The sequence below is a fragment of the Pseudomonas baetica genome, from assembly GCF_019733355.1.
GTDB lineage: Bacteria > Pseudomonadota > Gammaproteobacteria > Pseudomonadales > Pseudomonadaceae > Aquipseudomonas > Aquipseudomonas baetica_A.
The window spans coordinates 1-26120 of the sequence record NZ_JAIHLQ010000001.1 but is presented as its reverse complement, the minus strand read 5'-3'; the positions used below and the strand labels follow the sequence as shown (position 1 = coordinate 26120).

Annotated in this window: 30 protein-coding genes; 11 read left to right on the top strand and 19 right to left on the bottom strand. The window is 58.8% G+C overall.

Going from position 1 to position 26120, the window contains the following annotated elements; translation table 11 throughout:
- Positions 1-100: 100 nt before the first annotated feature.
- The 5 genes from dsbG to K5E40_RS00130 form a co-directional block, all read right to left on the bottom strand.
- Positions 101-871, bottom strand: a complete 771-nt coding sequence (dsbG, locus tag K5E40_RS00150) for a thiol:disulfide interchange protein DsbG (protein WP_221729151.1) — start codon at positions 869-871, stop codon at positions 101-103.
- Entirely contained in the window at positions 847-1716 is an 870-nt protein-coding gene (locus K5E40_RS00145) for a TlpA disulfide reductase family protein (RefSeq protein WP_221729150.1), read from the bottom strand. The genes dsbG and K5E40_RS00145 overlap by 25 nt, the downstream gene beginning before the upstream one ends.
- Positions 1716-3449, bottom strand: a complete 1734-nt coding sequence (dsbD, locus tag K5E40_RS00140; protein ID WP_221729149.1) for a protein-disulfide reductase DsbD — start codon at positions 3447-3449, stop codon at positions 1716-1718. The genes K5E40_RS00145 and dsbD overlap by 1 nt, the downstream gene beginning before the upstream one ends.
- Before the next feature lie 91 nt (positions 3450-3540).
- Positions 3541-4233, bottom strand: coding sequence for a hypothetical protein (locus K5E40_RS00135; protein WP_221729148.1), 693 nt, complete (start codon positions 4231-4233; stop codon positions 3541-3543).
- Positions 4234-4309: 76 nt separating this feature from the next.
- Entirely contained in the window at positions 4310-5002 is a 693-nt protein-coding gene (locus K5E40_RS00130) for a hypothetical protein (protein WP_221729147.1), read from the bottom strand.
- A 269-nt stretch (positions 5003-5271) separates the two neighbouring features.
- Between K5E40_RS00130 and K5E40_RS00125 the strand changes: the two genes are divergently transcribed.
- From K5E40_RS00125 to K5E40_RS00105, 5 genes are all read left to right on the top strand, one after another.
- Positions 5272-5952, top strand: coding sequence for a response regulator (locus K5E40_RS00125; protein ID WP_221729146.1), 681 nt, complete (start codon positions 5272-5274; stop codon positions 5950-5952).
- Complete coding sequence (locus tag K5E40_RS00120; protein ID WP_221729145.1) at positions 5952-7274, top strand: ATP-binding protein; 1323 nt, start codon at positions 5952-5954, stop codon at positions 7272-7274. Before K5E40_RS00125 ends, K5E40_RS00120 begins: the two co-directional genes overlap by 1 nt.
- A gap of 216 nt (positions 7275-7490) precedes the next feature.
- Positions 7491-7976, top strand: coding sequence for a GNAT family N-acetyltransferase (locus K5E40_RS00115; RefSeq protein ID WP_221729144.1), 486 nt, complete (start codon positions 7491-7493; stop codon positions 7974-7976).
- 143 nt (positions 7977-8119) lie between these two features.
- Positions 8120-9532 carry an aspartate aminotransferase family protein gene (locus K5E40_RS00110; protein WP_221729143.1) on the top strand — a complete coding sequence of 471 codons (1413 nt, stop codon included), beginning with the start codon at positions 8120-8122 and terminating at the stop codon, positions 9530-9532.
- An 83-nt stretch (positions 9533-9615) separates the two neighbouring features.
- Positions 9616-9840, top strand: coding sequence for an MbtH family protein (locus K5E40_RS00105; protein WP_221729142.1), 225 nt, complete (start codon positions 9616-9618; stop codon positions 9838-9840).
- An 83-nt stretch (positions 9841-9923) separates the two neighbouring features.
- On the opposite strand, the gene K5E40_RS00100 is transcribed toward K5E40_RS00105, so the two are convergent.
- From K5E40_RS00100 to soxR, 10 genes are all read right to left on the bottom strand, one after another.
- Positions 9924-10838 (bottom strand): metal ABC transporter solute-binding protein, Zn/Mn family, encoded by a 915-nt coding sequence (locus K5E40_RS00100; RefSeq protein ID WP_221729141.1) that lies wholly within the window; start codon positions 10836-10838, stop codon positions 9924-9926.
- Positions 10839-11738, bottom strand: coding sequence for a metal ABC transporter permease (locus tag K5E40_RS00095; RefSeq protein WP_221729140.1), 900 nt, complete (start codon positions 11736-11738; stop codon positions 10839-10841). It abuts the gene before it with no gap.
- Complete coding sequence (locus tag K5E40_RS00090; protein WP_260455448.1) at positions 11738-12517, bottom strand: metal ABC transporter ATP-binding protein; 780 nt, start codon at positions 12515-12517, stop codon at positions 11738-11740. The genes K5E40_RS00095 and K5E40_RS00090 overlap by 1 nt, the downstream gene beginning before the upstream one ends.
- Entirely contained in the window at positions 12514-13443 is a 930-nt protein-coding gene (locus K5E40_RS00085) for a metal ABC transporter substrate-binding protein (protein WP_221729139.1), read from the bottom strand. Before K5E40_RS00085 ends, K5E40_RS00090 begins: the two co-directional genes overlap by 4 nt.
- Before the next feature lie 35 nt (positions 13444-13478).
- Complete coding sequence (locus K5E40_RS00080) at positions 13479-14054, bottom strand: DUF6162 family protein (protein ID WP_221729138.1); 576 nt, start codon at positions 14052-14054, stop codon at positions 13479-13481.
- Positions 14051-14392 (bottom strand): hypothetical protein, encoded by a 342-nt coding sequence (locus tag K5E40_RS00075; protein WP_221729137.1) that lies wholly within the window; start codon positions 14390-14392, stop codon positions 14051-14053. Before K5E40_RS00075 ends, K5E40_RS00080 begins: the two co-directional genes overlap by 4 nt.
- Entirely contained in the window at positions 14389-14931 is a 543-nt protein-coding gene (locus K5E40_RS00070) for a thiamine pyrophosphate-binding protein (RefSeq protein ID WP_221729136.1), read from the bottom strand. The genes K5E40_RS00075 and K5E40_RS00070 overlap by 4 nt, the downstream gene beginning before the upstream one ends.
- Entirely contained in the window at positions 14928-16127 is a 1200-nt protein-coding gene (locus K5E40_RS00065; RefSeq protein WP_221729135.1) for a PepSY domain-containing protein, read from the bottom strand. Before K5E40_RS00065 ends, K5E40_RS00070 begins: the two co-directional genes overlap by 4 nt.
- Positions 16128-16421: 294 nt before the next feature.
- Complete coding sequence (locus tag K5E40_RS00060) at positions 16422-16880, bottom strand: VOC family protein (RefSeq protein ID WP_221729134.1); 459 nt, start codon at positions 16878-16880, stop codon at positions 16422-16424.
- A 119-nt stretch (positions 16881-16999) separates the two neighbouring features.
- Positions 17000-17446: a redox-sensitive transcriptional activator SoxR gene (gene soxR, locus K5E40_RS00055; RefSeq protein ID WP_221729133.1), complete on the bottom strand. Its 447-nt coding sequence runs from the start codon at positions 17444-17446 to the stop codon at positions 17000-17002.
- A 93-nt stretch (positions 17447-17539) separates the two neighbouring features.
- On the opposite strand from soxR, the gene K5E40_RS00050 reads away from it, so the two are divergent.
- The 5 genes from K5E40_RS00050 (at position 17540) to K5E40_RS00030 (ending at position 22264) form a co-directional block, all read left to right on the top strand.
- On the top strand, positions 17540-17905 hold the full coding sequence (locus K5E40_RS00050) for an antibiotic biosynthesis monooxygenase (protein ID WP_221729132.1): 366 nt from the start codon (positions 17540-17542) through the stop codon (positions 17903-17905).
- Positions 17906-18042: 137 nt separating this feature from the next.
- A complete protein-coding gene (locus tag K5E40_RS00045) occupies positions 18043-18312 on the top strand; it encodes a hypothetical protein (RefSeq protein ID WP_221729131.1) in 270 nt (89 codons plus the stop codon).
- 101 nt (positions 18313-18413) lie between these two features.
- Positions 18414-19028: a LysE family translocator gene (locus K5E40_RS00040; RefSeq protein ID WP_221729130.1), complete on the top strand. Its 615-nt coding sequence runs from the start codon at positions 18414-18416 to the stop codon at positions 19026-19028.
- Positions 19029-19233: 205 nt separating this feature from the next.
- Complete coding sequence (locus K5E40_RS00035) at positions 19234-20400, top strand: aminotransferase class V-fold PLP-dependent enzyme (protein ID WP_221729129.1); 1167 nt, start codon at positions 19234-19236, stop codon at positions 20398-20400.
- Positions 20401-20455: 55 nt separating this feature from the next.
- The gene (locus K5E40_RS00030; protein ID WP_221729128.1) at positions 20456-22264 is read left to right on the top strand and encodes an aminopeptidase P family protein; all 1809 of its coding nucleotides are present in this window, start codon (positions 20456-20458) and stop codon (positions 22262-22264) included.
- 48 nt (positions 22265-22312) lie between these two features.
- On the opposite strand, the gene K5E40_RS00025 is transcribed toward K5E40_RS00030, so the two are convergent.
- Positions 22313-22909: a 2-hydroxychromene-2-carboxylate isomerase gene (locus K5E40_RS00025; RefSeq protein WP_221729417.1), complete on the bottom strand. Its 597-nt coding sequence runs from the start codon at positions 22907-22909 to the stop codon at positions 22313-22315.
- A gap of 34 nt (positions 22910-22943) precedes the next feature.
- Positions 22944-23672 carry an SDR family oxidoreductase gene (locus K5E40_RS00020; RefSeq protein ID WP_221729127.1) on the bottom strand — a complete coding sequence of 243 codons (729 nt, stop codon included), beginning with the start codon at positions 23670-23672 and terminating at the stop codon, positions 22944-22946.
- An 89-nt stretch (positions 23673-23761) separates the two neighbouring features.
- Here K5E40_RS00020 and K5E40_RS00015 point away from each other — a divergent pair, with 89 nt between their 5' ends.
- A complete protein-coding gene (locus K5E40_RS00015) occupies positions 23762-24325 on the top strand; it encodes a TetR/AcrR family transcriptional regulator (RefSeq protein ID WP_221729126.1) in 564 nt (187 codons plus the stop codon).
- Between the two features lies 1 nt (position 24326).
- Here the strand turns inward: K5E40_RS00015 and K5E40_RS00010 are convergent, their stop codons facing one another.
- Both K5E40_RS00010 and rhtA read right to left on the bottom strand, forming a co-directional pair.
- Positions 24327-24608: a hypothetical protein gene (locus K5E40_RS00010; RefSeq protein WP_221729125.1), complete on the bottom strand. Its 282-nt coding sequence runs from the start codon at positions 24606-24608 to the stop codon at positions 24327-24329.
- Between the two features lie 172 nt (positions 24609-24780).
- Entirely contained in the window at positions 24781-25668 is an 888-nt protein-coding gene (gene rhtA, locus K5E40_RS00005) for a threonine/homoserine exporter RhtA (RefSeq protein WP_221729124.1), read from the bottom strand.
- Positions 25669-26120: the final 452 nt, after the last annotated feature.

Sequence of the window (26120 nt, the reverse complement as noted above, 5' to 3'; positions counted from 1 at the left end):
ATCGCTCTTCGCGAGCGAGCCCGCGCCCACAGAAGGATGGCATTCCAATGTGGGAGCGGGCTCGTTTGCGAAGGGGCAGTAGCCTCAACAATGTCCAGTGTTACTTAGGCCCAAGAATCTTCGCCAACTTGTCCGGCGTCGGCGCGCCTTGTTGCTGTTGCAGTTCGCCCTTGTCGTCCATATAGAAAATCGCCGGCGTGGCTTGCAGGTCCAGGTCTTCCATCAACTGCATGTTTGCCGCCAGTTTGGTCTGCACCGCCGCCGGGATGTCTTTCAACGCCTTGAGCGAACTGCCCTTGCCTGCCTTTTCGTGGTCTTGCAGTGCCTTTGCCGGATCCTTGGCGGCCAGCAGCGCAGCAGATTTACCCGGGCTGTCTTCGCGAATGATCCCGACCATGATGTGCCGTAATTGCACCTTGCCGGAGTTGACCCACGGCCGTGCCTGTTCCCAGAACATGTTGCAATACGGGCAGTTCGGGTCGCTGAACAGGTACACCGTGCGGGGTGCATCCTTGTTGCCGTCCTGAATCCAGTTGCTCGCTTCAAACTTGGCCCAGACTTCCTTGGCCATCGGCGCGTAGACCAGTTTTTGCAGCGGTTCACTGCTCAGGTCCTTGCCGTCGGCGTCGTACAGGTTACCCAGCAAAACGTGTTGACCGTCCGGGGTCAGGTACAGCGCCATGCCACGGTTCTGGTATTGCGCGGCATAACCGCGCAAGCCGTCCGGGGCGTCGAACTGGCCGACGATTTTTGCGCCTTTGGCTTCGATCTTTTTGATCGCGGCCGGTAACTCTTCAGCGGCCTGAACGGACGGCAGGTGCAGCAGGGCAGTGCCCAGGGTCAGCGTCAGCAGGTGGCGGAGGCGGTGCATGGCAGTTTCCTTGCAGAGGTGGCCGGGCCAGTGGCTCGGTTCGGGACGTCGAAGTTTTCCAGGGCGCGGGCCAGGCTGGCGTTGGACAGCTCGCCCAGATGACTGGCCAACAGCCGGCCGTCAGGGCTATAGAACAGGGTAGTCGGTAATGCCATGGAACCCACGGCCTGACCCAGGCGGCCGCCACGGTCGAACAACACGTTGCTCAGGCTCAGGCCCTGTGTTTCGAGAAACGTGGCCACGCTCTGCATGCTTTCGGCCTGATTGACGAAGAGAAAGGTCAAATCGGGGCGTTGCTGTTGGGCACTTTCCAGTACCGGCATCTCCCGCCGGCAGGGCGGGCACCAGGTCGCCCACAGGTTGATCACCAGTGGCCCGCCCTGATAGTCGCTGAGTTTGATGGTCTCTCCGGCCGCGTTGCGCAGGGAGATGTCCGGCAAGCGGGTACCTTGTTCGTAGATATTCAACGACAGCGTCGCCAGCAGCCAGAATGCCACGCCGCTGGCGACGCCGAACCCCAGCGGTCGACGCGATCCCGGGCGACGCCAGCCGCGATACAGCGCAGCCAGCAGCAATACGATCACCCCAGGCCAGGCAAGGAAACCACCATCGCGCAGGTCGATGATCTGCCACGGATCATTGCGATAGTGGCTCCAGTACATCGCGACAAATGCGACGCGAGCCGCGAGTATGCCGAGCAGAAACAGGCTGAACAACGCTGACTCGGGGTTATCACCACCACGTTTGGCCACCCGCCAGCCAACAAAGGTCGCCAGTGCCAATGCACTGATCAGCAGCAGGTGATTAAGCGCGATGGCAAAAGTGCCGAGAGTGAAGGTCAGCATCAGTTGGCGTCCCTGGTGGCGGTCCAGCGTTGCAGGAACGTATCGGCATCGACTTCGCCGGTAATGCGCTGGCTACGACGTTCCTCGCCGTCGGCGCCGATCCACACGAAGCTGGGTGGCCCCGGTACTTTGAAGCGAGCGAGCAGTTCACGGCTGGCGGCGTTGTCAGCGGTGACATCCAGTCGCAGCAGGCGCACATCGCTCAGTGCCTGCATCACCTTGTCCTTGCCGAACACCTGCTTTTCCATGACTTTGCACGACACGCACCAGTCGGCGTAGTAATCGAGCAGCACCCACTGGCCCTGGGCCTTGGCGGTATCAAGTTCGCGTTGCAGTGCCGCCGGATCCTTGAGAGTGGTGAACGCGTCATGGCCACTCGTTGCTGCGTTGGTGACACGGCCGGCGCTGTAGACCTGCAACGGCTGGTACGGATCGTCGCTGCCGCCAGCGGCGCCGATCACCATCAAACTGCCCCACAACCCGAGCAGCAAGGACGTGGCACCGAACATCTGGGCAACCCGGCCATAACCGTCGGATTGCTTCCAGGCGCTATAAGCGGCGATCAACAACAGGGCACCGCACAAACCCTGCCACAACGACGGGTCCAGCACCGGGCGCAACATCAACAATGCGGTGGCGAGGAACAGGAAGCCGAATACGCCTTTGAGCAGGTTCATCCAGTCACCGGGTTTTGGCAGGAAGCGATTGCCGACTGTCACCAGCAGCAACAGCGGTACGCCAATGCCGATCCCCAGCGAGAACAGAATCAGACCGCCATGCAGTGCGTTACCGCTCTGCGCGATGTACAGCAGCGCACCGGCCAGTGGCGCGGTCATGCATGGGCCGACCAGCAAACCGGACAGCGCGCCGAGTACACCTGCGCCAATCAGGCTGCCACCGGTGCGGCTGCGCGAAGCGTGTTCCAGTCGGTCCCGCAGCGCGACCGGCAATTGCAATTCAAAGAAACCAAACATCGGCAATGCCAGCACCACAAACACGGCGGCGAAGGCGCCCAGCAACCACGGATTTTGCAACCAGGCCTGCAGGTTCGCCCCCAGCAGTGCGGCAATCACGCCCATCGCTGCATACACCAGTGCCATGCAGATCACATAACTGCTGGCCAGCGCGAAACCCCGGCGTGGCGTCGCACCACTGCCGACAATCATCCCGGCCAGAATGGGCAGCATCGGCAGCGTACAGGGGGTGAATGCCAACAGCAGGCCGAGGCCGAAAAACACCAGCAGGCTCCAGCCCAGCGCCCGTTGTTGCAGGCTGCTGGCCAAGGCTTGATCCGGAGCTTCTGCGCCTGTCGCCACGGCCGCTTTACCGCCCAGGTCAATCACCCGGGTTTGCGGTGGATAACACAAACCGGCATCGGCACAGCCTTGGTAACTGACTTTGATCTGGCCGGTAGCCGCCGCCGGGATCTTCACCTCAAGCCCTTGACGATAGACCGGTTGTTCACCGAAAAACTCATCGCTGTGGGATTCGCCTTCAGGCAGCAACGGTTGTTGTTCGGCGGTCAGCCCGTCGAATTTCAGGCGCTTCTGGTAGAGGTAATAACCGTCGGCGATCTGCCAGAACAGTTGGTTCTCACCGGACTCCAGGCGCTCGGATGTAAGGACGAATGCTTTGTCGACCGGCAAAAACTCGGGTTTTGTTTCAAATGGATTGTTCCCGGCCTGGGCAAGGCCCGAGATCAAGAGCGCAAACAGTAGAAAGAAATGACGCATGTAGGAGCCTTGTCCCTGTGCAAGTGAAGCGCAGAATGGGCGGTCGCGATTAACCGATGATTAACCGCGCCCTGTGACGCCTCCTGGCCAGTCAGTCACGCAACAGTCCTGGCCACGTACCGTCATTGACCGACTTTGGGCCGTACGTTCGTGACTTGCTCATGTCGTATCTCAGGTACTCGTGGTTAGTCAGGAAGATGTAAAGCACCGAACTGTCTGACGTTCGATCATTTTGTGCAACGGAAATAATTCGATGTTTATAGCGCGACAAGCCGGGCCAGTTATTTTCGTTGATCGTGTCGTGACAAATAGTGTCGCGTTCCAGGTTGGCGCTGACGGTGGTGCCATCGCTTAACAGAAACCGGAAATATTTGTCGTTTGCGGGACGTGGCCACCAGGTACCTCCGACAATCCGCTCAAAATAAGGTTGCAGGCGATGCCACATTGAATGTTCAACGTACTGTTGGCCCATGACTTTATCGGTATCCTGGTTGTACCACGTCACCACTGGAGTTTTATTCTGATAAGAGAACAACCACAGAATATCGCGGTCGTCGAACAATACGCTCTTGCGAGGGAATCCGGTTGTTGTGAAGCCGAAGCGCAGGTTCTTTACGTCATTGAGAGTATCCCAACTGCCCTCGACAGGTGAGGGGTAACCCGCCGGTACTTCATTGTCACCGATGTTGAAGCGTGAGTAGGTATTGGTGTCTTTGAAGAAAAAATAAATCCGGTCTTTTCCTGCGCGCCAGTCCACAGCGACAAAATTTTTTAATTCAGGCATGTCTGATTCCATTCATATAAAAGCGGTAAGTTTGCTGCTTTAAGGTTTGTTTGTACGGCGGCTGCCACACACAGGTTCAGTCGCGCAGCAGTCCCGGCCAATTGGTTTCATTGATATTGTGCGGGCCGGAGACGAGCCGGTCTGTCTGTATGTTGTAAACAAGGTATTGGTTGCCGGTCAGGAAGATATACCAATAGCTGTCAGCGAAAGTTCGATCATTTTGTGCGCCGGTGATGATCCGGTTTTTATAAGGAATAAGGGCGCCCAGTCTCTGCTGGCCCAAAGCATTGCGGGTCAGTGTTTTTGCTCTGTAGTCGAACGTCAGGTAATGCCCGTCATTGAGGATGAATCTGAACAGGAAAGAATGGCCAGTAATCTCTGCCCATGTGCCGGTAATGATCTTGTCAAAGTAAGGAAGTATCGGCTTCCAGAGCGTGTCGGCCAGTTTGTAAATACCCGACACTTTATCTTCATCCTGGTTGTACTTGCAGACTGTCGGTGTGTCGCCGTTGTAGAAGAACAGCCAGGCGATATCTTCGTCGCCACCGGCGTTAAAACCCAGTGACGTGGTGGTGAAGCCGAAGCGCAAGTGTTTGGTGTACGGGTCGAACTTGTCCCAACTGCCTTCAGTGGGGCCGGGATAACCGTCCGGCACTTGTCGATCGCCGATATCGAATCGAGAATAAGTGTCGGTGTCCTTAAAGAAAAAATAAATGCGGTCAGGGCCAGAGCGCCAGTCGACGGCGACGAAATTTTTTAATTGAGGCATGTTTTAAGTCCATTTAGTTAGGGTTGTTTTTTGAAGCGTGTTCAAACTATCTGGAAACGTTATTTGTATGTAGTGAAAAGGTGTGGTTTTTTATTTCTGGAAACGCTGGATGGAAATGATCTTGCGCGACATCTGACTATTGGAGTGGGCGATCACAGGGCGCATGCCCACTCGATTGTTCACTGTGCTTTGCGTCACCATCGGGGATCGCCATAATTGCCGCTTAATCCTCGCTTGCTTCACTCACGTTTTTTGCTCAGGGAGTTGCCATGCACGTACTGGTTTGTGAAGACGATGAGTTGATCGCCAGCGGTATCGTCGCCGGTCTCACTGCCCAGGGCTTGACTGTGGAGCACGTCAACACCGCGTCCAAGGCGCGGGCGATACTCAAGGTCGCCGAGTTTGACGTGATGGTGCTTGATCTCGGCCTGCCCGACGAAGATGGCCTCAAATTGTTGCAGCAGCTACGCCAACAAGGCCTGGAGATTCCCGTGCTGATTCTGACTGCGCGCGATTCGGTCACCGACCGCGTCAACGGTTTGCAGGCCGGCGCTGACGATTACTTGCTCAAACCGTTTGACCTGCGTGAGCTTTTTGCGCGTCTGCAAACCTTGCTGCGTCGAGTGGCCGGGCGCAGCGTCAACCTGATCGAACACGGTGCGCTGACCTACGACCCGAGCAGCCGTGAAACCACCCTGGCGGGGCAACCGGTGGATTTGTCGCGACGCGAACAATCGCTGCTGCAAGCCCTCCTGCACAACCGGGGCCGAGTGCTTTCCACCGAACAATTGAAAGACAGCGTCTACGGTTTCAATGATGAATTGGAAAGCAACGCGCTGAACGTGCATATCCACCACCTGCGCAGCAAACTCGGCAAAGGCATAGTCGAAACCGTGCGAGGGCTGGGCTATCGCCTCGGGCCGGCCGATGGTGGAGATCAGAACAAGTGATGAGCCTGCGATTGCGCCTGAGCCTGACCCTCGGCGCTGCGTTTGCGCTGATCTGGGCGTTGGCAGCGGCCTGGATGCTCAGCGATCTGCGCAATCAGATGATGTTTTCCCTCGACCAGCGTCTGGTGGCTTCAGCGCGCATGGTTGCCGGGCTGCTGGAGCAATTGCCAGCCTTGCCGAGCAAAGGCGAGGGCACCCATTTCAGTGCCGAGCAACTGAACATTCCCGGCGGCATGGCCTGTCAGGTCAGTTCGCTGCGCGGGGAGATTCTTGCCCGCAGTCACAACCATCCTGAACAAGCGCTGGAGGCCGAGAAAATGGGCTTCCACGACCAGATGATCGACGGCGCGCCGTGGCGCAGTTTCACCCTCGCCCGGGGCGACGTGCGGATCACCACGGCGGACCGGCAGATTGAGCGCGAAGCCCTGAACATGTCGATCCTGCTGGCGGCGTCGGTGCCGGTGGGGGTGGCGTTACTCGGATGTCTGTGCCTGCTGTGGCTGGGGATCGGCCAAGGGCTGGCGCCGCTCAACCGTCTGCGCGAAGCCTTGATGCGGCGTAATGCCGATTCGCTTGAGCCGTTGCAGTTGCAGTCGTTTCCCAGCGAACTGAAGCCTTTGCTCGACACCCAGAATCAGTTGTTCCAGCGCATCGGCAAGACCATCGAACGTGAACGTCGCCTGACCGGAGACGCGGCCCACGAACTGCGCAGCCCGCTGACGGCGATCAAGACGCACCTGCAAGTGGCACGCATGACCGACGGCAGTGCCCGCGATCAGTCGCTGGCACGGGCCGAGGAGGGCGCTGATCGCTTGCATCGCACGCTTGAGCAGTTGCTGTTGCTGGCGCGGGTTGAGGGCAGTCTCTCGTTTGATGACGGCTCGCAATGCAGCGCCGAACAAGTGGCCAGACTCGCCATTCAGGACGCCACGGGTGGTGAACGTCAGCGGATCGAATTGAAGTTGCCGGCCAATCTCTCGGCAGCGCCATTGCAAATGCCAGCGGTGCTGTCGATTGCCGCGCTGCGCAATCTGCTCGACAACGCCCTGCGCCATACGCCCGAGGACTGTGCGGTCGAGGTGAGCCTGGAAACCATCGGCAACCGTGTACGCTTTGTCGTGCGTGACCACGGTCCCGGCATTGCGCAGAACGATCTGCAGCATCTGACCCAGCGCTTCTGGCGCAACGGCCAGAGCACGGGCTGCGGCCTGGGTCTGGCGATTGTTCAGGCAATCGTCCAGCGTTGCGACTGCGCGCTGCATTTCGACAGCCGCCCGGACGGGTTGCGGGTTGAACTGACCATGCCGTTACAACCGGCCTGAATCCAGCATGAATCCCTGTGGGTGCGGGCTTGCTCGTGAAGGCGTCTGATCAGTTGATATTGATGTCGACTGACACAACACCTTCTCGAGCAAACCCGCTCCCACAAAGGATCAGTGTTTTGGCTCATCAAATGTAACTTCTCGGCGTTCGCTATCCGGCTGGCTTGGGGTTAAGGTCACCCCAGCTTTGACTCAATGGATTGAGGGAACTGCGCCATGGAAGCACCCATCTGCATTCGTCCGGCCATTCTGGCCGACGTCGGAATCATCAGCCGTATCATCGAACATTCGATCCGTTTCGGTTGTGCGCTCGATCATCGCAATGACCCGCCGCTTGTCAGTGGCTGGACCCGGCAGCATTGCGCCGACGTCATCAGTGCCCGGCTCGCCGATCCGCACTTCTACTTGAGTGTCGCTTTGCTTGCGGACAAACCGGTCGGTGTCGGCATGGCCCGGGTCAGCGGCGACATTGTGTTCTGCTATGTACAGCCGCAATCCTTTCGCCGTGGCGTGGGGCGGGCGTTGATGAGTGATCTTGAAGGCTGGCTGCGGGTTCGGGGGGCGCTTCACGCCCACCTCAACAGCACTCGCACCGGTGAAGCCTTTTATCGTCATCTGGGGTATCACGAATCTGAACCATCCCTGGCACACCAAGGCTTGCAGGTCCTACCCATGTACAAGCCGCTGCCGTTGCCCGGATGACGAGTCGATCAAGGGCCTAAATCCTCACCTCGCTTAAGCGTTTCCAGAACAGGAAAACCTGCAAGTGCGCCCCGTGACGGGAGTGCGTAACTGTCGGGTGTGCTGTTTTGGTCGCTATTCATAGCCAATTGAGGGGTCGAGAGATGTCAGTCGCCACCAGCCTTATCGAAGAGTCGTCGGCCCGGGTCATCTCGGCGCCAGCGGAAACCTTGTATCAGTTCAATGAATCGCCATTGCTGGCCCGTCAGGCCCGGCAGGAATCCAATGCCCGCAGCTATCCACGCCGCATTCCACTGGCACTCAAGCGCGCCAAGGGCTTGTATGTCGAAGACGTCGAGGGGCGTACGTTCATCGACTGCCTGGCCGGTGCCGGCACGCTGGCGCTGGGGCATAACCATCCAGTGGTGATCGAGGCGATCCAGCAGGTGCTGGCCGATGAATTGCCGCTGCATACGCTGGACCTGACCACCCCGGTCAAGGATCAGTTTGTCCAGGATCTGTTCGGTCTGCTGCCCCCGGCGCTGGCGTCGCAAGCGAAGATCCAGTTCTGCGGCCCGACCGGCACTGACGCGGTGGAAGCGGCGTTGAAACTGGTGCGCACCGCCACCGGGCGCAGCACGGTGCTGTCGTTCTCCGGCGGTTATCACGGCATGAGCCAGGGGGCATTGAGCCTGATGGGCAGCCTGGGGCCGAAAAAACCGCTGGGGGCTTTGCTCAGCAGCGGCGTGCAGTTCATGCCGTTCCCGTATGACTACCGTTGCCCGTTTGGCCTCGGTGGCGCGGCGGGGGTGAAGGCAAACCTGAGCTATCTGGAAAACCTGCTGAACGATCCTGAAGCGGGCGTGCAATTGCCTGCGGCGGTGATCGTCGAGGCGGTGCAGGGCGAGGGCGGTGTGATCCCCGCCGATATCGAATGGCTGCGCGGTTTGCGCCGGATCACCGAGAAGGCTGGCGTGGCGCTGATTGTCGATGAGATCCAGAGCGGTTTCGCCCGTACCGGCAAAATGTTCGCCTTTGAACACGCTGGCATCACCCCGGACGTGGTGGTGCTGTCCAAAGCCATCGGCGGCAGTCTGCCGCTGGCGGTGGTGGTCTATCGCGACTGGCTCGACACCTGGCAACCGGGCGCCCACGCCGGTACGTTCCGGGGCAATCAGATGGCGATGGCTGCAGGCTCTGCGGTCATGCGGTATCTGGTCGAACACAAGGTTTGCGAACACGCCGCCGCCATGGGCGAGCGTTTGAGTGAGCACCTGCGCATCCTGCAACGGGATTTCCCGCAACTGGGCGATGTTCGTGGTCGCGGTTTGATGCTTGGTGTCGAGTTGGTCGATCCGAATGGCGCCCCGGATGCGCTCGGCCATCCACCGTCGTTTGCGCGCCTGGCGCCACTGGTGCAGCGCGAATGCCTCAAGCGTGGCTTGATTCTGGAACTGGGTGGCCGTCATGGCGCGGTGGTGCGTTTCCTGCCGCCGTTGGTGATCACCGCTGCCGAGATCGACCGTGTTGCCGAGATTTTCGGTCGCGCTCTGGGCGCGGCCATCGCGGCACTCTAAATTTCTCACCACGCCGAACGTTCTTTCTACATACCCGGCTGCACCCTTCGAGCAGCCCACCCTTACAACGATGGAGAATCAGCATGACGTCAGTATTCGACCGCGAGGACATCCTCTTTCAGGTCGTGGTCAACCACGAAGAGCAGTACTCGATCTGGCCGGATTACAAGGCCGTGCCAGAGGGTTGGCGCACCGTGGGCAAGAGCGGCCTGAAGAAGGAATGCCTGGCCTACATCGAGGAAGTCTGGACTGACATGCGTCCGCTGAGCCTGCGTCAGAAGATGGAAGGTCTGACAGCCGCTCAATAAGCTGCCGGGCAAAAAAAAGAAACCCGCTGGACTGGATGCAGTCAGCGGGTTTTGTCATTTCCGGGATTTGATCATGCAGAGCGTTAATGCGCTGTAACTGCACTCAGCCCCTTGATCAGGGCGTCGACATTGCCTTCCAGCTCAGCCACCGGGTCCGCCGCATCTGTACTCAAGACCAACAGCCGACCGCCCGATTCAGCAATTGCCGCTTTTACCGCCTCCGACGGCTGTCGATGGTGCAATACCACCGCCACCTCATTGTCTTTTAGCGTCGCCGTCAGTTGCTTCAGATCTTCCGGCGTCCAGTCAGCATCAGGGCGCGGATCCTGAGCGATCAGTTCCAGGTTCAGGCTGCTGATCAGATACCCGAAGTGATCACTCAAGCTCATCACACTCAGATTATCGGTACTGGCCAGACGCGCTTCGCTGTCGGCGCTGAGCTTGAGCAAGCGCTGTTTCAGCTCCGCCAGATTCGCCTCGATCTTCGGCTTGGCGGTCGGTGCCAAACGCACCAGATCGGCGGCCATCACGTCGGCCATGCGTCCCATGTTGTTGCTCGCCAGCCATGGCTGACTGTTCAAACCATCGACCTTCGACCCCGGTTGCACAGCGATGCCGGGCAGGGCGCCGTCGACCGGACGGGCAGCATCGACTTCAACGATACGGATGTTGCTGCGGCGGGCGATCGGGTACAGCGGATCATCGGCCCACAACGAGCGCACACCGATCACCGCATCGGCGCCGGTTGCCAGTTTGCTCAACGCCGGCGCGCCGCGCCCGGTGAAGTAGGCGGTTTGGCGACTGCCCGGCAGGTTGACCGGTGCCGCACGTTCCAGGCTGATGTCGGTGCCTTTGAGCAGCACCTCGCTCAGGCCATAGGTGATTGGCAGTGAGGTCAGCACTCGCAGGGGTTTGGTGCTTTCGGCGGCCATCAGAGGGGGCGAGACCACGCCGCACAGGGCCATGGCCAACGTCAGGTTGCGCAATGAAAAAGCCATTTATCCAAGGTTCCCTTTCAGACTGGGGACGACACCGCGCGCAATGGCGGCGAGGGCGAAGGCGATGCCAGCGACCAGAATGATCGCGGCGCCGGACGGAATCGGCAGATCGAACACGATCGGCGCGAGAATGCCGCACAAAGTGCTGATGGTGGCAATCAATACCGAGCACCAGAAAAAGCCCTTCAGCGACTGGCTGAGTAACCGCGCGGCCGCCGCAGGAATCACCAGCAGGGCACCCACCAGAATTGCGCCGATGACTTTCACGGCCGCGACGGTGATCAGTGTCACCAGAATCACGAACAGGTAATCCAGAGTCTTTACGGCCACGCCGCGCACGGCGGCCAGTTGCGGGTTGAAACTGGCGAGCATGATGCGGTTGTAAAGCGGCAGGGCCAGCGCCATGACCAGCGAACCGACGATGGCCAGCACTGCCAGATCGTTGCCGTTGACGGTCAACACCGAACCGAACAGCACGTTTTCCAGAATGTGCACGTTGATCTTACCCGCCAGAATCAGCAGCAGACTCGCGCCCAGTGCCAGCGACACTGACAGGAACACGCCGATCAGGGTGTCTGGTGCCAGGCCGGTGCGGTTGCGCAGGTAATTGAGCAGGATGCCGAACAGCAGGCAGTAACCGAACAGGCTGCCGTAAGGTCCGGTGTAGGGTTCGCCGAGCAGGATGCCGATGGCCACACCGGTCAGCGCCGCATGGCCCACCGCCTCCGAGAAAAACGCGAAGCGCTTGACCACCACCAGCGTGCCGAGGCCACCGAGTACCGGGCCGATCAACAGACCGGCAAGCAATGCATTGACCACAAAACCATAGGCCAGCGCTTCGGGCAGGTAACCGGAGGAGGCCCAGCCCTGGACCATCAGACGAAAGGCTTCATAACTCATCAGGCAACGCTCCGTGGATGGGTCGAAAACAAACTCAGCAGGCGTTCCGGAGTCAATGCCTGTTGCGGTGTGGCGTCGAACAGCACGCGACGGTTGAGACCGGTGACGCGGTCGGCCAGACGCCCGACCGCGTCCAGATCATGTTCGATCCACAGCACGGTGATGCCCGCTGCGCGCCAGTCGCCGAGCAGGCGTTCGAACACCTGAATCCCTGCTTCGTCCAGAGCTGACATGGGCTCGTCGAGCACCAGCAGTTGCGGCGCCGGGATCAGCCCTTGCGCGAGGAGCACTCGCTGACGTTCACCGCCGGACAGCGCGCCCATGCGGCGTTTGCGTTTGTCCTGCATGCCGACGCGCTCCAGTGCCGCACCGATGGCGCCGGCGTAGCGCTTGCTCAAACCGAGAAACGCCGGCCGGCGCTGGCACATGGCGGCCATGAAATCGTCGACTGTCATCGGCAAACCGCGATCAAATTCCAGCGCCTGCGGGACGTAGCCGATGGTGCCGGGCATGCCGGGCCATTGCAGGCTCAACTGCCCCTGATGCGGCATTTGCCCCAGCAACGTCTTGATCAGCGAGCTCTTGCCACCCCCGTTGGGACCGACCAGTGCATGCACGCTGCCGGGCTGCACCTCAAAGGTTACGTTGTCGAGAATCGTGGTGCGCCCCAGCGTCAGACTGACTTCGGCAAAATCCAGCGTCGGCCCCGAAACCTGTGCGAGCAAGCTCGCTCTCACAGCGGATCTGGATGCGTCAGAAAGGGGTTCTTTTATCGTCATGCGCCGGACTCCTGAATCGCCCGAACCACGGTGTTGAGGTTGCCGGTCATTTCCTTTTCGTACTTGTCTGCCGCGTATTCACCGTAAGAAATGTGCGACAGCGGGTACAGCTTCACGCCTGACTCACGCTGAATGGTGTCGACGTAAGTGGACGGGAAGTCCATTTCCGAGAAAATCACTTTTACGTCCAGTTCGCGCAACTGGTCGATGGTCTTTTTCAACTGGCTCGGGCTTGGTTCAATACCGTGGGCCGGCTCAACCACCGCGGTCACTTCCAGGCCGAATTCGCGCAGCAGGTAGTCATAAGCGGCGTGAACAGTGGCGACGCGCAATTCGGCGTTGGGTGCCTGGGTCAGTTTGGCGAGCGCATCGGCACGCATCTGCCGCAGACGTTTGCCGTAGGCGCGGGCATTTTGGGTGTAGGTCTTGGCGTTGTCCGGATCGAGTTTGCCCAGCTCGCGGGCGATGTTGTTGACCTGCGCGATAGAGGCGCTGATCGACAGGAACGTATGCGGATTCACGACTTTGCCGGCACCGCGTGCGGCGACCCCGGTGGCGGCCAGCAGCGGCACGTTTTCGTTGGCTTCGATGGTGTTGACGTTCGGCGTTTCGCTGGCCGCGATCATGCGGTCGGCGAAATCATCATGGCCGACACCGTTGAGCACGATCACATCCAGACCGCTGATACGTTTGATGTCCTCGGCCCGTGGTTCGTAGGCGTGCGGATTGAAACCCGCAGGAATCAGCGGCACGACCTCAGCCTTGTCGCCAACGATGTTCGCCACATAGCTGTAATAAGGGTGCAAGGTGATGCCGATGCGCAGGCGTTTGGCCGGATCGGCGCTCGCCAGCGGGCTCAGCAGGCAGGCGCAAAGGCCCGCTAGAAACAAACGTAACAACGGACGGCGAGGCGATGAAATAGACATGGGCAAGCGGTCTTCTCTCGAATAAGGGCGAGGAATCAATGACGATGTTCGCGGGTAACCCCGGCATCGTATTGCGCGACGATCTGTTTCCACCCAGCGGCGGACAGGGCGGTGTCGGTCAGCTCCGATGGGGCTTGCAGACCCGCATCACGATTGAGCCAGATATCCGGTGCCGCCTTGTCATCGGCGGCTACGCGCATCAGAAACGAACCGGCGACGGCGGGTGTCTGGCTATGGCCGAAGTAGGCGCTGTCCGCGAGTATTTGCCAGGCATGGCCGCCACGGCTGATCGCGCTGACGTCCTGAGCAAACGGGGCGAAACCTTCATCGGCCAGGCCTTGTGGGGACGGCAGGGTTTTCTGTTCTTCGCGCAGCAACTGGATTTCGTCCAGCGTCACGCGCAGATCGGCATAAATGCCCTGCTCGGCGGCGCTGAGGTCGCGCCGGGCATCGAACTGATGGCTGGCAACAGGCTCCGGTTCGTGGGAAACCCTGCGCCATGCCACCACGGACCCTGCTATCGCGAGGATCAACAGGCACATCAGCAACACGTTGAGGGTTTCATGGCCGGCTCCTGCCGGGCGCACAACTTGGGTGGTTGGCGTACTCATGGTGCCTCGATGTCCGCTTGGTCGATTTCCACGACATGCCCGGGACCGGCGTCGAACAGCACGTAGAACTCGGCGCCGGGTTTCTTGAAGGTCAGGGTCGAGTCGCTACCGAGTTTGCCCGGCACCAGAATCGTCTCGTCGTAGCCGATCACGTCGAGGGTTACCCCCGGTGCGCCGCTGCCGTCGGAGAAACCGCCAGTGCATTTGATCTGTTCGGCATCAATGGCTTTGCACTCGCACATCGGGTTGTGCGCCAGGGCGCTGGCGCTGAAACCGGCGCACAGTACCAGCAGCGCGGCGCTCAGTCGCAGACGGGAAGGGCGTTGAGCGTGGCTCATGGGTTGGCTCCTTGTTTGTTCAGCCAGGCAATGGTGGCGGGGGAGGCCTGGCTCAGGGGAATCGAGGCCTGATGCATGCTGCCGTCCCAGCCCTCCAGGGTGATCCACAGTTCGGCGTCAGCTTTGGTTTTTTCCGGGATCGGCAGTTGTGTGTCCATTCGGTAAGGCGTACCGAAGAAGATCACGCCGGCTGTACGCAGGCTGCGCGGCTTGCCGATGCGCAGATAGGTGGCCTTGACCTGTTCGATACAGGTATCGCAAAGGGCGGCGCTGAAGCTCTTCATATAGCCGGCCGGCCCCGTGAGGATGGGGGCTTCATTACGAAGTTCGGCCAATCGCAGGCTCCAGGGCCCGACCTGGATATCGCCGATCTCGTGCTGACCCAGGCCACTATCGCCGCGAAACAATGAGGCATCGGCGAAGTATTTGGGCATGAAGCCCAACGGGATCAACAGCAGCAGAACATTGATGTGAAACCGCCACTTGTGCCAGAAGCGAGACAGTCGGGATGGCCGCTTGATCAAGGTGGACTTGCTCACAGGCTGGCCTGCGAAGGTTCACGGCTCATGGCCGCTTGCGCCTTGATGCGGGTTTTCTTGTCCTCGCGCTTCAGCGCGTTGGCGGTCGCCAGGGCGGTACGTTTGGTCCAGATGAGCAAGCCGCTGAGCACCATCATGCTCAGCAGCAGGCCGAAGAAAAACCAGATCAGCTTGATCCAGATTCCGCCGAAGTCACCGGTGTGCAGCGGGCGCATGGATTCGGTTACGAACTCCAGCGAGGAGCGATCGGACAGCAACCGTAAAGCGGCCAGGTCACCGTTGTACGGGTTGAGCGTCGCGGTCTGGAACATCAATGGATACCAGCCGCGACCGCCGACACTCATGTGGCTGTAGGCGTTACCCGGCAGGCTGACGAAACTGGCTTGCAGCCCCGGAATCTTCTGTTGAGCGATCTCGATGGCGTGATCCAGGCTGATACGTGGCGGCGGCGTGCCAGCCGCTGAAATGGGTACGCTTTCTCGGGACATGGCCGGGATGATCGGTTCGCTGGAGATGGAAATCTGGTTATCAAACAGAATCGCCCGGATCAGGAACCAGATGCCGGTGATGGAAATGACCGCAATGAACCAGATCGACCAGATGCCGCACAGTCGATGGAAGTCGCCCCAGAAGATGCGTGCTCCGTGGCGCACACGCAGGGTCGGGCGCAGAAAACCTTTCCAGAAGCGCTTGTAGACCACCAATCCGGTCATCAATGACACCAGCATGGGCACGCCCAGAAACGACACCAGATACCAGCCCCAACTGAAACCGTTGGTGAATGGCACCAGCCACCAGCCATGCAGGGCGCGGGTGAAAGCCTTGAAGTCGAAGGCGGGCGCAGTGCCCTGAATGACGCCGGTGTACGGGTTGACGTAGACCGTCAGTGAACGCCCGTCGGGGTAGCTGACTTCGACATCAAGGGCAAAGTGTGATTCGTCCGGACGGCTGATGCTTTGCACCCGTGTCTGGGGCTCGGCCTTTTTGATCGCAGCTAGAATCTGGTCATAACTGAGCAGCGGGGTATTGTCCGACGGCTGGCTGGCGCGCATTTGCGGGTTGGCTAGCCAGACTATCTCCTGGCTGACGACCGCCAGCGTGCCAGTCACACAGACGATCAGGACAAAAAACCAGATGGGCAAGGCGAGCCAGCTATGTGCCAGGAACCACAGTTTGGAGCGGGATTTCTTCGACATGATTACGCGTCTTGATTCGGTGAAAGGCCGCGTGACTACGGGCTTCGTAGTTGGCGTCCCTGAAAGGCGCAGTCGTGGCTTTTGCCTACGCGAAAGGCCTGTATCCCTATAAGACGGATGAGCGAAGCAAATCCCGATAAACGATATGAAAGTAAATGTTTCGCAATTCTCCCGATTATCCAGAACTGCTCTTGGGGATCTCGGTAAGTAGCGCTGGCAGGTGAAGCAACCGCGCCAAACAACCCTGTGGGAGCGGGCTTACTCGTGAGGAGGCCAGACCTGCCACCCAAAAATCTAACCCTGACTGAACATCTCCATCGCCCGCTGTCTGATCTGCTCCTCTGTCAGATCCTCCTTGCGTGTGGCCAGAAACCACAAATGCCCATAGGGATCCTTCAACGTGCCGCTGCGATCACCGTAAAACTGGTCCTTGACCTCGGACACCGTCGTCGCCCCGGCGTCCAGCGCCCGTTGAAATGATTTGTCGACATCAGTCACATACAGATGCAAACCGACCGACACCGCTTTGTCGGGGCTGCTCAGTGGCCCTTGATCACACGGCGAGCCGAGCATGATTGCGCTGTCGCCGATACGCAGTTCCGCGTGGCCGATGCCGCCATCGGGCATGGCCAGGCGCATGACTTCGGTGGCACCGAAGGCTTTCTTATAGAAATCGATGGCCTCGGCGGCCTTTTGGATGCCCAGGTATGGGGTAATGCTGTGATACCCCTCCGGGATGGGCTTGATGCTCATGACGTTCTCCCTGATTTTTATTCGAAGAGATGTGGCTCCACCCGAAAGGTGGAAAATTCACTATAGAACTGTCCTTGCGGCGAGGATTTTTGCCCGACGAGCAGCACCCATTATCGGTATTAGAGAAAGTGCGGCCCGGGCCCTTGTTCTCCCAGCACATCGCCCTGATTGCGCAGCGGACAAGCCTCCATCGACAGGCAGCCACAACCAATGCAGCCATTGAGTCGGTCGCGCAGCAGCGTCAGTTGGTTGATCCGCTCATCCAGTTCGCGCTGCCACTGCTGCGACAGGATCTTCCAGTGCGCCGCGGTCGGGGCGCGATCATCCGGCAGGATTTTCAATGCCTCGCCAATTTCCGCCAGCGTAATGCCCAGGCGCTGTGCAACTTTGATCAGCGCTACCCGCCGTAGCACTGCGCGTGGATAACGCCGCTGATTGCCAGCATTGCGCTGGCTCTTGATCAACCCCTTGGCTTCATAAAAGTGCAGGGCGGTGACTGCAACGCCGCTGCGGGCCGCGACTTCGCCCACGGTTAACGGCTTGTGTAGGTTTTCTTTGGTGATCATCTGAAACAGCTCTTGACCTTGACTTAACTAGAGGTTTTACCCTGCGCTCCTTCGAGTCGCAAGATTCGCCTTACAGATACGAGGGGGCTTTTCATGCAAGCATCAGCGAAAAATCGTAGCTTCACCCAGTTGATCGAATTCGAGATCGAACCTCGGCAGCAAACGGCACTGGTCTTGGCGTTGTCGGTGCAGACCGAGCGTTTGGCCCTGCGCTACGAGGGGTTTGTCAGCGCCAGTGTGCAGGCCAGCGACGATGGCCGGCGGGTGTTGAGTTTTGTGCAATGGCAGAGCCGCGAGGCGGGGGAGGCGGCATTCAGCAGTTTCGAGAATGGTGAACAGGATTTTTGGCAGTTGATCCGCGCCCATCAGGCGAAAACCGTAACGTTCAATTCGTTTCAGGTGCTGAGCAGCATCGCCCGCAGTCATGACGATGCGCTGCACTGCCATTTGGTCGGGTAGTTCGAAAGCTGGATCAGCCGTTCGCGGGGAGATGGTCAAATTCTGATAGCCACTATCGAGAGCGTTGATTTTTGCACGAGCGCGGCCGGGCGTAGCCTTTGTCCATCGACTCCTCACTGCTTGCCAGGACGCGCCCCATGAATCGTTTACTGACCCTTTCGCTGTTGCTCGTGGTTTCCGTGCTTGCCGGATGTGCCACCCATGTCTCCCCGGAACAACGTCCTTACACCCCCGAAGAAACCCGTGAGTTAGCGATGGAGGCCCTCAACCGCAGTGGTTTGTCCTTTGACGAATACCACGCGAAAAAAGCCTTGTTGCTTGGCCAGTCGCAAAAAGCATTTGGTTTCGATAAACAAGGCGAAATGAGTGCCGAGCGTGCCGTACAGCTACACGGCCGTTCAAGCTGAAAGCCAACTGTACTGCTTGAAGTTTTACCTAACTGTCCATGGGTTTAATGGACAGCGTGGGATAGGGTCGACATCTGAATGACCTTGATGGATTGCCCACCATGACCCTCTCGCTTGATCTTCTGCTGGGCTTTGCCCTGTTTGCCCTTGTCACCTCGATTACGCCGGGGCCGAACAACACCATGTTGCTGGCATCGGGGGTGAATTTCGGCTTCAACCGTACTATCCCGCACATGCTCGGCATCACCTGCGGCTTCTTTGTGCTGGTGGTGGCGGTGGGTTTTGGTTTGGGTGCGGTATTTCAGAACTATCCGATTCTCTATACGGTGCTGCGCTATGTCGGCGCCGCGTACCTGCTGTATCTGGCGTGGAAAATCGCGCGCTCTGGGCCTGTCGGTGACAGCGCGCAAGGCGAAGGCAAGCCGATCAGCTATCTGGGCGCTGCGGCGTTCCAGTGGGTCAATCCCAAGGCGTGGATCATGGCCATCGGTGCCATCAGTACCTACACGCCGATGCAGGGTTACTTCACCAATGTGCTGGTGATCGCCGCCGTGTTCGCCATTATCAATCTACCGAGCGTCGGCGTCTGGGCCGCGTGCGGTACGCTATTGCGCAATGTGCTGAAGGATCCGCGCTGGTTGCGTGTTTTCAACTGGGGAATGGCCACGTTACTGGTAATTTCGCTGTACCCGTTACTTCTCGAAAGCTTTAGCTGACGCATTGCTTCAATCGCCGGCCCGATGCCTGTTAAGCTCGGCTTCAGGAGCGTTCCTACGCACTTTTAAATGAAGTTGTTCTTCTTTAACGGCATCCGATCAGGTATTGATGACGCTCTCGAACCGACGCGCAGCTCACGAGGCTGCGCTGTGCCGTTTGCAGACACGAGTCTCCTGATCCCGGAACACGCTCTGCGAGTCTTTTATGAACACACGTCCGTTGTATTTCGATTACGCCGCCACCACCCCGGTGGACGAGCGGGTCATCCAGGTGATGATCGAATGTCTTGGGTTTCACGGTAACTTCGGCAACCCGGCCTCCAGCTCCCACACCTTCGGCCAACAGGCCCGGAAAACGGTCGAGCAGGCTCGCCGGCAAGTCGCCGAACTGGTTGGCGCGCAAGCCGAACAGATCGTCTGGACCTCCGGTGCCACCGAGTCCAATAACCTCGCCCTCAAAGGCGTGGCCCAAGCGCGCGGTGTGCCGGGCGGCCACATCATTACCAGCCAGATCGAACACAAAGCCGTCCTCGATACCGCCCGCCAATTGCAGGACGCCGGCATCGCCGTGACCTATCTGGTGCCGGACACCGACGGCCTGATCACGCCGCAGGCTGTCAGCGAAGCGATGCGCGATGACACCTTTCTGGTGTCACTGATGCTGGTCAACAACGAACTCGGCACGGTCAACGACATCCCCGCCATCGGCGAGGTCGTGCGTGGCCGCCAAGCACTGTTCCATGTCGATGCGGCGCAGGGCGCTGGCAAGGTAGCGATTGACCTGGCGCAGTGGCCAGTGGATCTGATGTCGTTCTCGGCGCACAAACTTTATGGTCCCACAGGCATCGGCGCGTTATATGTCGGCCCGCGGGCGCAGCAACGTTTGCAGGCGCAGATTCATGGCGGCGGCCACGAGGGAGGGCTTCGTTCCGGGACTCTGGCGACCCATCAGATTGCCGGAATGGGCGCTGCGTTTGCCTTGGCTGCAGCCTCCTTTGATGAAGAGAAGACGTCCATCGTCGCGCTGCGCGAGCGCCTGCTCGAACCACTGCTGAGCCTGCCGGGCGTAAATCTCAACGGCAGCGCGAGCCAACGTATCCCGCACACCTTGAGCCTGACCTTCGGCGAAGGCGAGTTCAACAGCGCGGCGCTGAGCCATTCGATGGCGTTTTCCGCAACCTCGGCCTGCAACTCGGCAAGCAACGCGCCGTCCCATGTGCTGTTGGCGCTGGGGCATGACGCACGTCTGGCCGAACGCACCATTCGCTTGAGCCTTGGCCGTTTTACAACGGCCGAGGATATCGACAAGGCCGTAGAATTGATCAAAACCGCCTGCGCCAGTGCTCCGGCATTCTGGGCGACAGGTCTTTAACCAGCCGACCTAACGGCTACGAATAATAACGATGAAGTGATTGGCAGGAGACATGATGAGTAACCAGACCTCGACCGAAGGATCGGTGCCCCACCGCCTCGCGCAGACCCGCGAACTGATGCGCCGCGAAGGCATTCATGCGTTGTTGGTGCCGTCGGCCGATCCGCATTTGTCGGAATACCTGCCGGGCTACTGGCAAGGCCGGCAATGGCTTTCGGGCTTTCATGGCTCGGTCGGGACTTTGATTGTCACCGAAGATTTCGCCGGCGTCTGGGCCGACAGTCGTTACTGGGAACAGGCGACCAAGGAGCTCAAGGGGAGCGGCATTGAACTGGTCAAGTTGCAACCGGGTCAGCCGAGTCCGTTGGACTGGCTGGCCGAGCAGACGCCGGAAGGTAGCGTAGTTGCGGTCGATGGTGCGGTGATGGCTGTGGCTTCAGCGCGCACCTTGAGCAGTAAACTTCAAGCACGCGGCGCTCGTCTGCGTACCGATATCGATTTGCTGAAGGAAGTCTGGAGCGATCGCCCGAGCCTGCCGAATGCTCCGATCTATCAGCATCTGCCGCCACAGGCGACTGTCAGCCGTGTCGACAAGTTGGGCAAACTGCGCGAAAAACTGCACGAGCGCGGAGCCGACTGGCATTTCATCGCCACCCTCGACGACATTGCATGGTTGTTTAACCTGCGTGGCGGCGATGTGTCGTTCAACCCGGTGTTTGTTTCCTTCGCGTTGATCAATCAACAGCAAGCCATGCTGTTCGTGGCCTTGAGCAAGGTTGATGCAGATTTGCGCGCAGTGCTCGAAAAAGATGGCGTGACGCTGCGCGATTACAGCGAAGTGGCTGACGCTTTGCGCGCTGTGCCGAATGGCGCCAGCCTGCTGGTGGATCCGGCCCGAGTCACCAGCGGTCTGCTGGATAACCTCGACAGCGGCGTGAAACTGGTCGAAGGTTTGAACCCGACCACGCTGGCCAAATCGCAAAAAAGCGAAGCCGATGCCCAGCACATTCGCAAAGCAATGGAGCAGGATGGCGCAGCGTTGTGCGAATTTTTCGCCTGGCTGGAGTCGGCCTGGGGCCGAGAACGCATCACCGAATTGACCATCGACGAGAAACTCACCGCTGCCCGTGAACGTCGTCCTGATTATGTTTCGCTGAGTTTCAACACCATTGCTGCGTTCAACGCCAATGGCGCGATGCCGCATTATCACGCCACCGAAGAAGAGCACGCGGTGATCGAGGGCGATGGTCTGCTGCTGATCGATTCCGGTGGTCAGTACCTGGGCGGCACGACCGATATCACACGGATGGTGCCGGTCGGTACGCCGACTGAAGAACAAAAGCGCGATTGCACGCGCGTTTTGAAAGGCGTGATTGCACTGTCGCGAGCGCAATTTCCGAAAGGCATTCTGTCGCCGTTGCTTGATGCCATCGCTCGTGCGCCAATCTGGGCCGAGAGCGTGGATTACGGTCACGGCACCGGTCACGGCGTGGGCTATTTCCTCAACGTTCACGAGGGCCCACAAGTCATTGCCTATCAAGCGGCGCCGGCACCGCAGACGGCGATGCAGCCAGGGATGATCACGTCCATCGAGCCTGGCACTTATCGTCCGGGTCGTTGGGGCGTGCGTATCGAGAACCTGGCGATGAACCGTGAGGCGGGCAGCAGTGAATTCGGTGAATTCCTCAAGTTTGAAACCTTGACGCTGTGCCCGATCGACACTCGGTGCCTGGAGCCAGCGCTGCTGACGCAGGAAGAGAAACAGTGGTTCAACACCTATCATGCCGAAGTGCGTGAGCGTCTGAGCCCGTTGCTCAATGGTGCGGCGCTGGAATGGCTGAACACTCGCACTATGGCTATCTGATCGACTGCAACTCAGGCGCTGATACCAGCGCCTGAGTCACGGCTTCCTCTAGGCTTGGCGCAGCGCTTCCTCGACAAAGTCGAGGCGATCCTGGCCAAAGAACATCTGTTTGCCAATAAACATGCTCGGCGCGCCGAAAACTCCGCGTTTAACCGCTGTTTCCGTATTTTCCTTAAGAACGGCTTTGACGGTTTCGTCGTTGGTCAGTGCCAGTACTTCTTGTGGATCGAAACCGTGCTCGCTCAATACCGCTGCGACAGTTGCTGGTTCATCCAGGCTGCGGCCTTCTACCCAAAGTGCACGAAACAGGCAATCAATTAAGGCCTGGAAACGATTTGGCTGACGCAGTTGGACACCTGTTACGGCGCGCATCAGTATCAGCGTGTTGATGGGGAAGTGTGGGTTGAACCTCAGGGGGACGCCATAGCGTTTGGCGTAGCGGTCCAGATCCTGAAACATGTAGCGACCTTTTGCCGGAATCATTGCCGGGGAGGCGTTGCCGGTGGCTTTGAATACGCCGCCCAGCAGCATAGGCATGTAGATCAACTCGCTGTTGGTCGCAGCGCATATCTTCGGCAACTGGGTATAGGCGAGGTAAGTGGCAGGGCTGCCGAGGTCAAAATAGAACTCCACGGTTTTGCTCATCATCGCTGAACTCTCTTTATTGTTATGGAGGGGATTACCAGCGCTCGTTCCAAGGGCGCAGGTCCAGCTCAAACGTCCACGCATCCCGTGGCTGACTGTGCAGATACCAATAGTTTTCGGCAATGTGTTCGGGGTTCAGAATACCGTCATGGTCCTTGGAGGCGTACTTCTCGGGGAAGCTGTTGCGGATGAAATCGGTATCGATGGCGCCATCGACCACTACATGCGCGACGTGAATGTTCATCGGCCCCAATTCACGCGCCATGCTCTGTGCCAGAGCGCGGATACCGTGTTTGGCGCCCGCGAACGCGGCGAAACCCGACGCCCCGCGAAGTCCGGCGGTAGCACCCGTGAAGAGAATGGTGCCGCGTTGACGGGTAACCATGCGTTTGGCCACTTCGCGAGCATTGAGGAAACCTGAAAAACAGGCCATTTCCCAGATCTTGAAATACTTGCGAGCGGTTTCTTCGAGAATACTGCACGGCACATTCGCGCCGATATTGAATACGAAGACTTCAATCGGACCGAGGCGAGTTTCGATGTCTTCAATCAGCGCGATGACGTCTTCTTCCTTGCGCGCATCGCAGGCAAAACCGTGAGCTTCGCCACCCTCGGCCAGAATCGACTCCACCAGCGGGTGCAATTTGTCGGCGCTGCGCCGCGTGACGCAAGCGATGAATCCCTCCCTGGCAAAGCGCTTGGCAATCGCGCCGCCTGTCGCATCGCCTGCGCCGACAACCAATACGACCTTCTTGTTATTCATGGGTAGCCCCTTTATTAAACGATCGTTAAGTGAACGAACGTTATGCTAGGATCCAGGCAACGTCAAGGCGGCCAATCGAGGGCAAACACATGCGTTACTCCGCCAGTCACAAACTGGAAACCCGGGAAAAACTATTGCAGAGCAGTGCGCTTTCAGCCAAGCGATCCGGGTTTTCCACGGTTGGCGTCGATGGCTTGATGAAGGCCATTGGCTTGAGTGGTGCGGCGTTTTACAGCCACTTCTCGTCGAAGGATGCGTTGTTCTCTGCCATCGTCGAGCGAGAGTTGGGTCAAAGCCTTGAGCGACTGGGCGGGCATGGCACGCAGGATCGTGAGCGACTGGAACGCTGTCTCAAGCACTATTTGAGTATGGCCCACGTTGAACAGCCTGAATCCGGCTGTGCCTTGCCAGCGTTAGGGGCGGAAATCGCACGTTCGGACATTCAGGTGCGTGAACAGGCAGAGTTGTGGATATGCCGGCTTCAAGAGCGTTGGGCGCAGATACTTGAGAGCGACAGTCTGGCCTGGTCGGTCCTTTCGCAGTGTGTTGGGGCACTGGTGGTGGCGCGTATGCTGGCCACGCCGGACATTCAGCGAGCGGTGCTGAAGTCCAGTCACAACGAGATTGGACGCCAGATCGCTACACAGCCGTGATCTATTTACAGATGACGATCATGCTGCGACTTGTGTAGCCAGCGGGGTTGAGGCCAAACGGATAGTCGCCTGGTTCCTCCACGGCATCCCCCGATTTGGCGATGACCCTGTAGCCTTTCGGAGCGCAGGAATTAGCTGCGCTGGTATAGCACCGATCCCAAGAGGACGAGAGTCCCGAACAGTTGATGTGCAGTCCTTTCTTGCCGTGCTTTACCGAAGTTTTCGAAGTTGCCGCGCAGCCAGCGACTGCGAGTACGGCTACCAGTATCAAAATTCGCTTCATTACTGTCCTTATAGCTAGCGGCCACGAGTCTCTCGCTCGGGTCTGCCTGTATTCGCTCGCACTCTAAGCGTTTCGATATCCCTATCCGAAAAAATCCATATCTGGCACTGAGTTAAGGGCTTAAACATGGCCTAAATGAACGCCAATTGCCAGACCTTCGTCAAATCCTGTTTCAATCTGCCGCAATGACAGGCTTGGCCGCGCTATCCATAGTCATGGTCGCGCCGACGGAAGCCAGGATAATGCACAGGATCGCCAGCCATTGTGACAGTGTGAGGTATTCCTGCAGGAACAGCAGTCCCGACAACGCTCCGAACGCGGGTTCGATGCTCATCAACGTACCGAAGGTGCGTGCGGGCATACGCGTGAGTGCGACCATTTCCAGCGTGTAGGGAAGGGCGGTGGACAGGATGGCAACGCCAATGGCAATCGGAATCAGCGATGGCGTCAGTAGAGCCGCGCCGGCATGCACGATACCGATGGGGGCCACAAACAAAGCCGCGATCATCACGCCTAACGCAGCGGTTGTAACACCGTTGTCGGCACCGGCCTTCTGACCGAACAGGATGTAAAGCGCCCAGCAGACGCCGGCACCTAACGCATACCCGGCGCCGACCCCATCGATGCCGGCGGTTGTTGCTCCTGTAGGTATCAACAGCAGCAGCCCGGTTGCTGCCAGGCCGATCCATAGAAAATCGATGGCGCGACGGGATGCATATATAGCTACAGCCAGCGGACCGGTGAATTCGAGAGCAACGGCGATTCCCAGCGGAACCGTGCGCAAAGACATATAGAAGAGGAAGTTCATACCGCCTAATGCCATGCCGTAGACGATCACTGTGCGCAACGACTTGGCGGTTAGCTTCGCTCGCCATGGGCGCAGCAATAACAACATGATCACGCTGGCGAAGATCAGGCGCAGGGTGGTTGTCCCTTGAGCGCCAACCACCGGAAACATGCTTTTGGCCAAAGACGCGCCGGACTGGATAGATGCCATGGCTATTAAGAGCAGGCCAACCGGGAACAGCATGGAGGCAAGAGAGCGGGGTTGGTCATTCATTGCGCGGTATCGTCCAAGGTGGGAACTGGGTATTGTTCTAGGCGTTGGGCAATATACTGCGCACTCGCTGCGGCTGCGTCTATATATACGGGGCTTTTTCCGGCTACCGATAGAAAAAAGAAATTAACGGTTGACGGCAGATTCTGGAAGCCTATAATTCGCCCCACTTCCGGCGCAGTCGAAACGGAAAACTCCTTGAGATTCAATGAGTTATGATGTTTTCGGCAGTGGGTTGCTTCAGGTTATCGAGGCCAGAAAGAAGTTGAAAAAGAGGTGTTGACAGCAGCGTGTAACGCTGTAGAATTCGCCTCCCGCTGACGAGAGATCGGAGGCGCAAGTGGTTGAAGTTGTTGAAGAATTCTTCGAAAGCTTCTGAAAATAATCACTTGACAGCAAATGAGGCTGCTGTAGAATGCGCGCCTCGGTTGAGACGAAAGATCTTAACCAACCGC

What these genes read in the sequence shown, in the direction of transcription:
- dsbG (WP_221729151.1), bottom strand. Translation starts at nt 871, where the DNA reads ATGCACCGCCTCCGCCACCTGCTGACGCTGACCCTGGGCACTGCCCTG.
- K5E40_RS00145 (WP_221729150.1), bottom strand. Translation starts at nt 1,716, where the DNA reads ATGCTGACCTTCACTCTCGGCACTTTTGCCATCGCGCTTAATCACCTG.
- dsbD (WP_221729149.1), bottom strand. Translation starts at nt 3,449, where the DNA reads ATGCGTCATTTCTTTCTACTGTTTGCGCTCTTGATCTCGGGCCTTGCC.
- K5E40_RS00135 (WP_221729148.1), bottom strand. Translation starts at nt 4,233, where the DNA reads ATGCCTGAATTAAAAAATTTTGTCGCTGTGGACTGGCGCGCAGGAAAA.
- K5E40_RS00130 (WP_221729147.1), bottom strand. Translation starts at nt 5,002, where the DNA reads ATGCCTCAATTAAAAAATTTCGTCGCCGTCGACTGGCGCTCTGGCCCT.
- K5E40_RS00125 (WP_221729146.1), top strand. Translation starts at nt 5,272, where the DNA reads ATGCACGTACTGGTTTGTGAAGACGATGAGTTGATCGCCAGCGGTATC.
- K5E40_RS00120 (WP_221729145.1), top strand. Translation starts at nt 5,952, where the DNA reads ATGAGCCTGCGATTGCGCCTGAGCCTGACCCTCGGCGCTGCGTTTGCG.
- K5E40_RS00115 (WP_221729144.1), top strand. Translation starts at nt 7,491, where the DNA reads ATGGAAGCACCCATCTGCATTCGTCCGGCCATTCTGGCCGACGTCGGA.
- K5E40_RS00110 (WP_221729143.1), top strand. Translation starts at nt 8,120, where the DNA reads ATGTCAGTCGCCACCAGCCTTATCGAAGAGTCGTCGGCCCGGGTCATC.
- K5E40_RS00105 (WP_221729142.1), top strand. Translation starts at nt 9,616, where the DNA reads ATGACGTCAGTATTCGACCGCGAGGACATCCTCTTTCAGGTCGTGGTC.
- K5E40_RS00100 (WP_221729141.1), bottom strand. Translation starts at nt 10,838, where the DNA reads ATGGCTTTTTCATTGCGCAACCTGACGTTGGCCATGGCCCTGTGCGGC.
- K5E40_RS00095 (WP_221729140.1), bottom strand. Translation starts at nt 11,738, where the DNA reads ATGAGTTATGAAGCCTTTCGTCTGATGGTCCAGGGCTGGGCCTCCTCC.
- K5E40_RS00090 (WP_260455448.1), bottom strand. Translation starts at nt 12,517, where the DNA reads ATGACGATAAAAGAACCCCTTTCTGACGCATCCAGATCCGCTGTGAGA.
- K5E40_RS00085 (WP_221729139.1), bottom strand. Translation starts at nt 13,443, where the DNA reads ATGTCTATTTCATCGCCTCGCCGTCCGTTGTTACGTTTGTTTCTAGCG.
- K5E40_RS00080 (WP_221729138.1), bottom strand. Translation starts at nt 14,054, where the DNA reads ATGAGTACGCCAACCACCCAAGTTGTGCGCCCGGCAGGAGCCGGCCAT.
- K5E40_RS00075 (WP_221729137.1), bottom strand. Translation starts at nt 14,392, where the DNA reads ATGAGCCACGCTCAACGCCCTTCCCGTCTGCGACTGAGCGCCGCGCTG.
- K5E40_RS00065 (WP_221729135.1), bottom strand. Translation starts at nt 16,127, where the DNA reads ATGTCGAAGAAATCCCGCTCCAAACTGTGGTTCCTGGCACATAGCTGG.
- K5E40_RS00060 (WP_221729134.1), bottom strand. Translation starts at nt 16,880, where the DNA reads ATGAGCATCAAGCCCATCCCGGAGGGGTATCACAGCATTACCCCATAC.
- soxR (WP_221729133.1), bottom strand. Translation starts at nt 17,446, where the DNA reads ATGATCACCAAAGAAAACCTACACAAGCCGTTAACCGTGGGCGAAGTC.
- K5E40_RS00050 (WP_221729132.1), top strand. Translation starts at nt 17,540, where the DNA reads ATGCAAGCATCAGCGAAAAATCGTAGCTTCACCCAGTTGATCGAATTC.
- K5E40_RS00045 (WP_221729131.1), top strand. Translation starts at nt 18,043, where the DNA reads ATGAATCGTTTACTGACCCTTTCGCTGTTGCTCGTGGTTTCCGTGCTT.
- K5E40_RS00040 (WP_221729130.1), top strand. Translation starts at nt 18,414, where the DNA reads ATGACCCTCTCGCTTGATCTTCTGCTGGGCTTTGCCCTGTTTGCCCTT.
- K5E40_RS00035 (WP_221729129.1), top strand. Translation starts at nt 19,234, where the DNA reads ATGAACACACGTCCGTTGTATTTCGATTACGCCGCCACCACCCCGGTG.
- K5E40_RS00030 (WP_221729128.1), top strand. Translation starts at nt 20,456, where the DNA reads ATGAGTAACCAGACCTCGACCGAAGGATCGGTGCCCCACCGCCTCGCG.
- K5E40_RS00025 (WP_221729417.1), bottom strand. Translation starts at nt 22,909, where the DNA reads ATGAGCAAAACCGTGGAGTTCTATTTTGACCTCGGCAGCCCTGCCACT.
- K5E40_RS00020 (WP_221729127.1), bottom strand. Translation starts at nt 23,672, where the DNA reads ATGAATAACAAGAAGGTCGTATTGGTTGTCGGCGCAGGCGATGCGACA.
- K5E40_RS00015 (WP_221729126.1), top strand. Translation starts at nt 23,762, where the DNA reads ATGCGTTACTCCGCCAGTCACAAACTGGAAACCCGGGAAAAACTATTG.
- K5E40_RS00010 (WP_221729125.1), bottom strand. Translation starts at nt 24,608, where the DNA reads ATGAAGCGAATTTTGATACTGGTAGCCGTACTCGCAGTCGCTGGCTGC.
- rhtA (WP_221729124.1), bottom strand. Translation starts at nt 25,668, where the DNA reads ATGAATGACCAACCCCGCTCTCTTGCCTCCATGCTGTTCCCGGTTGGC.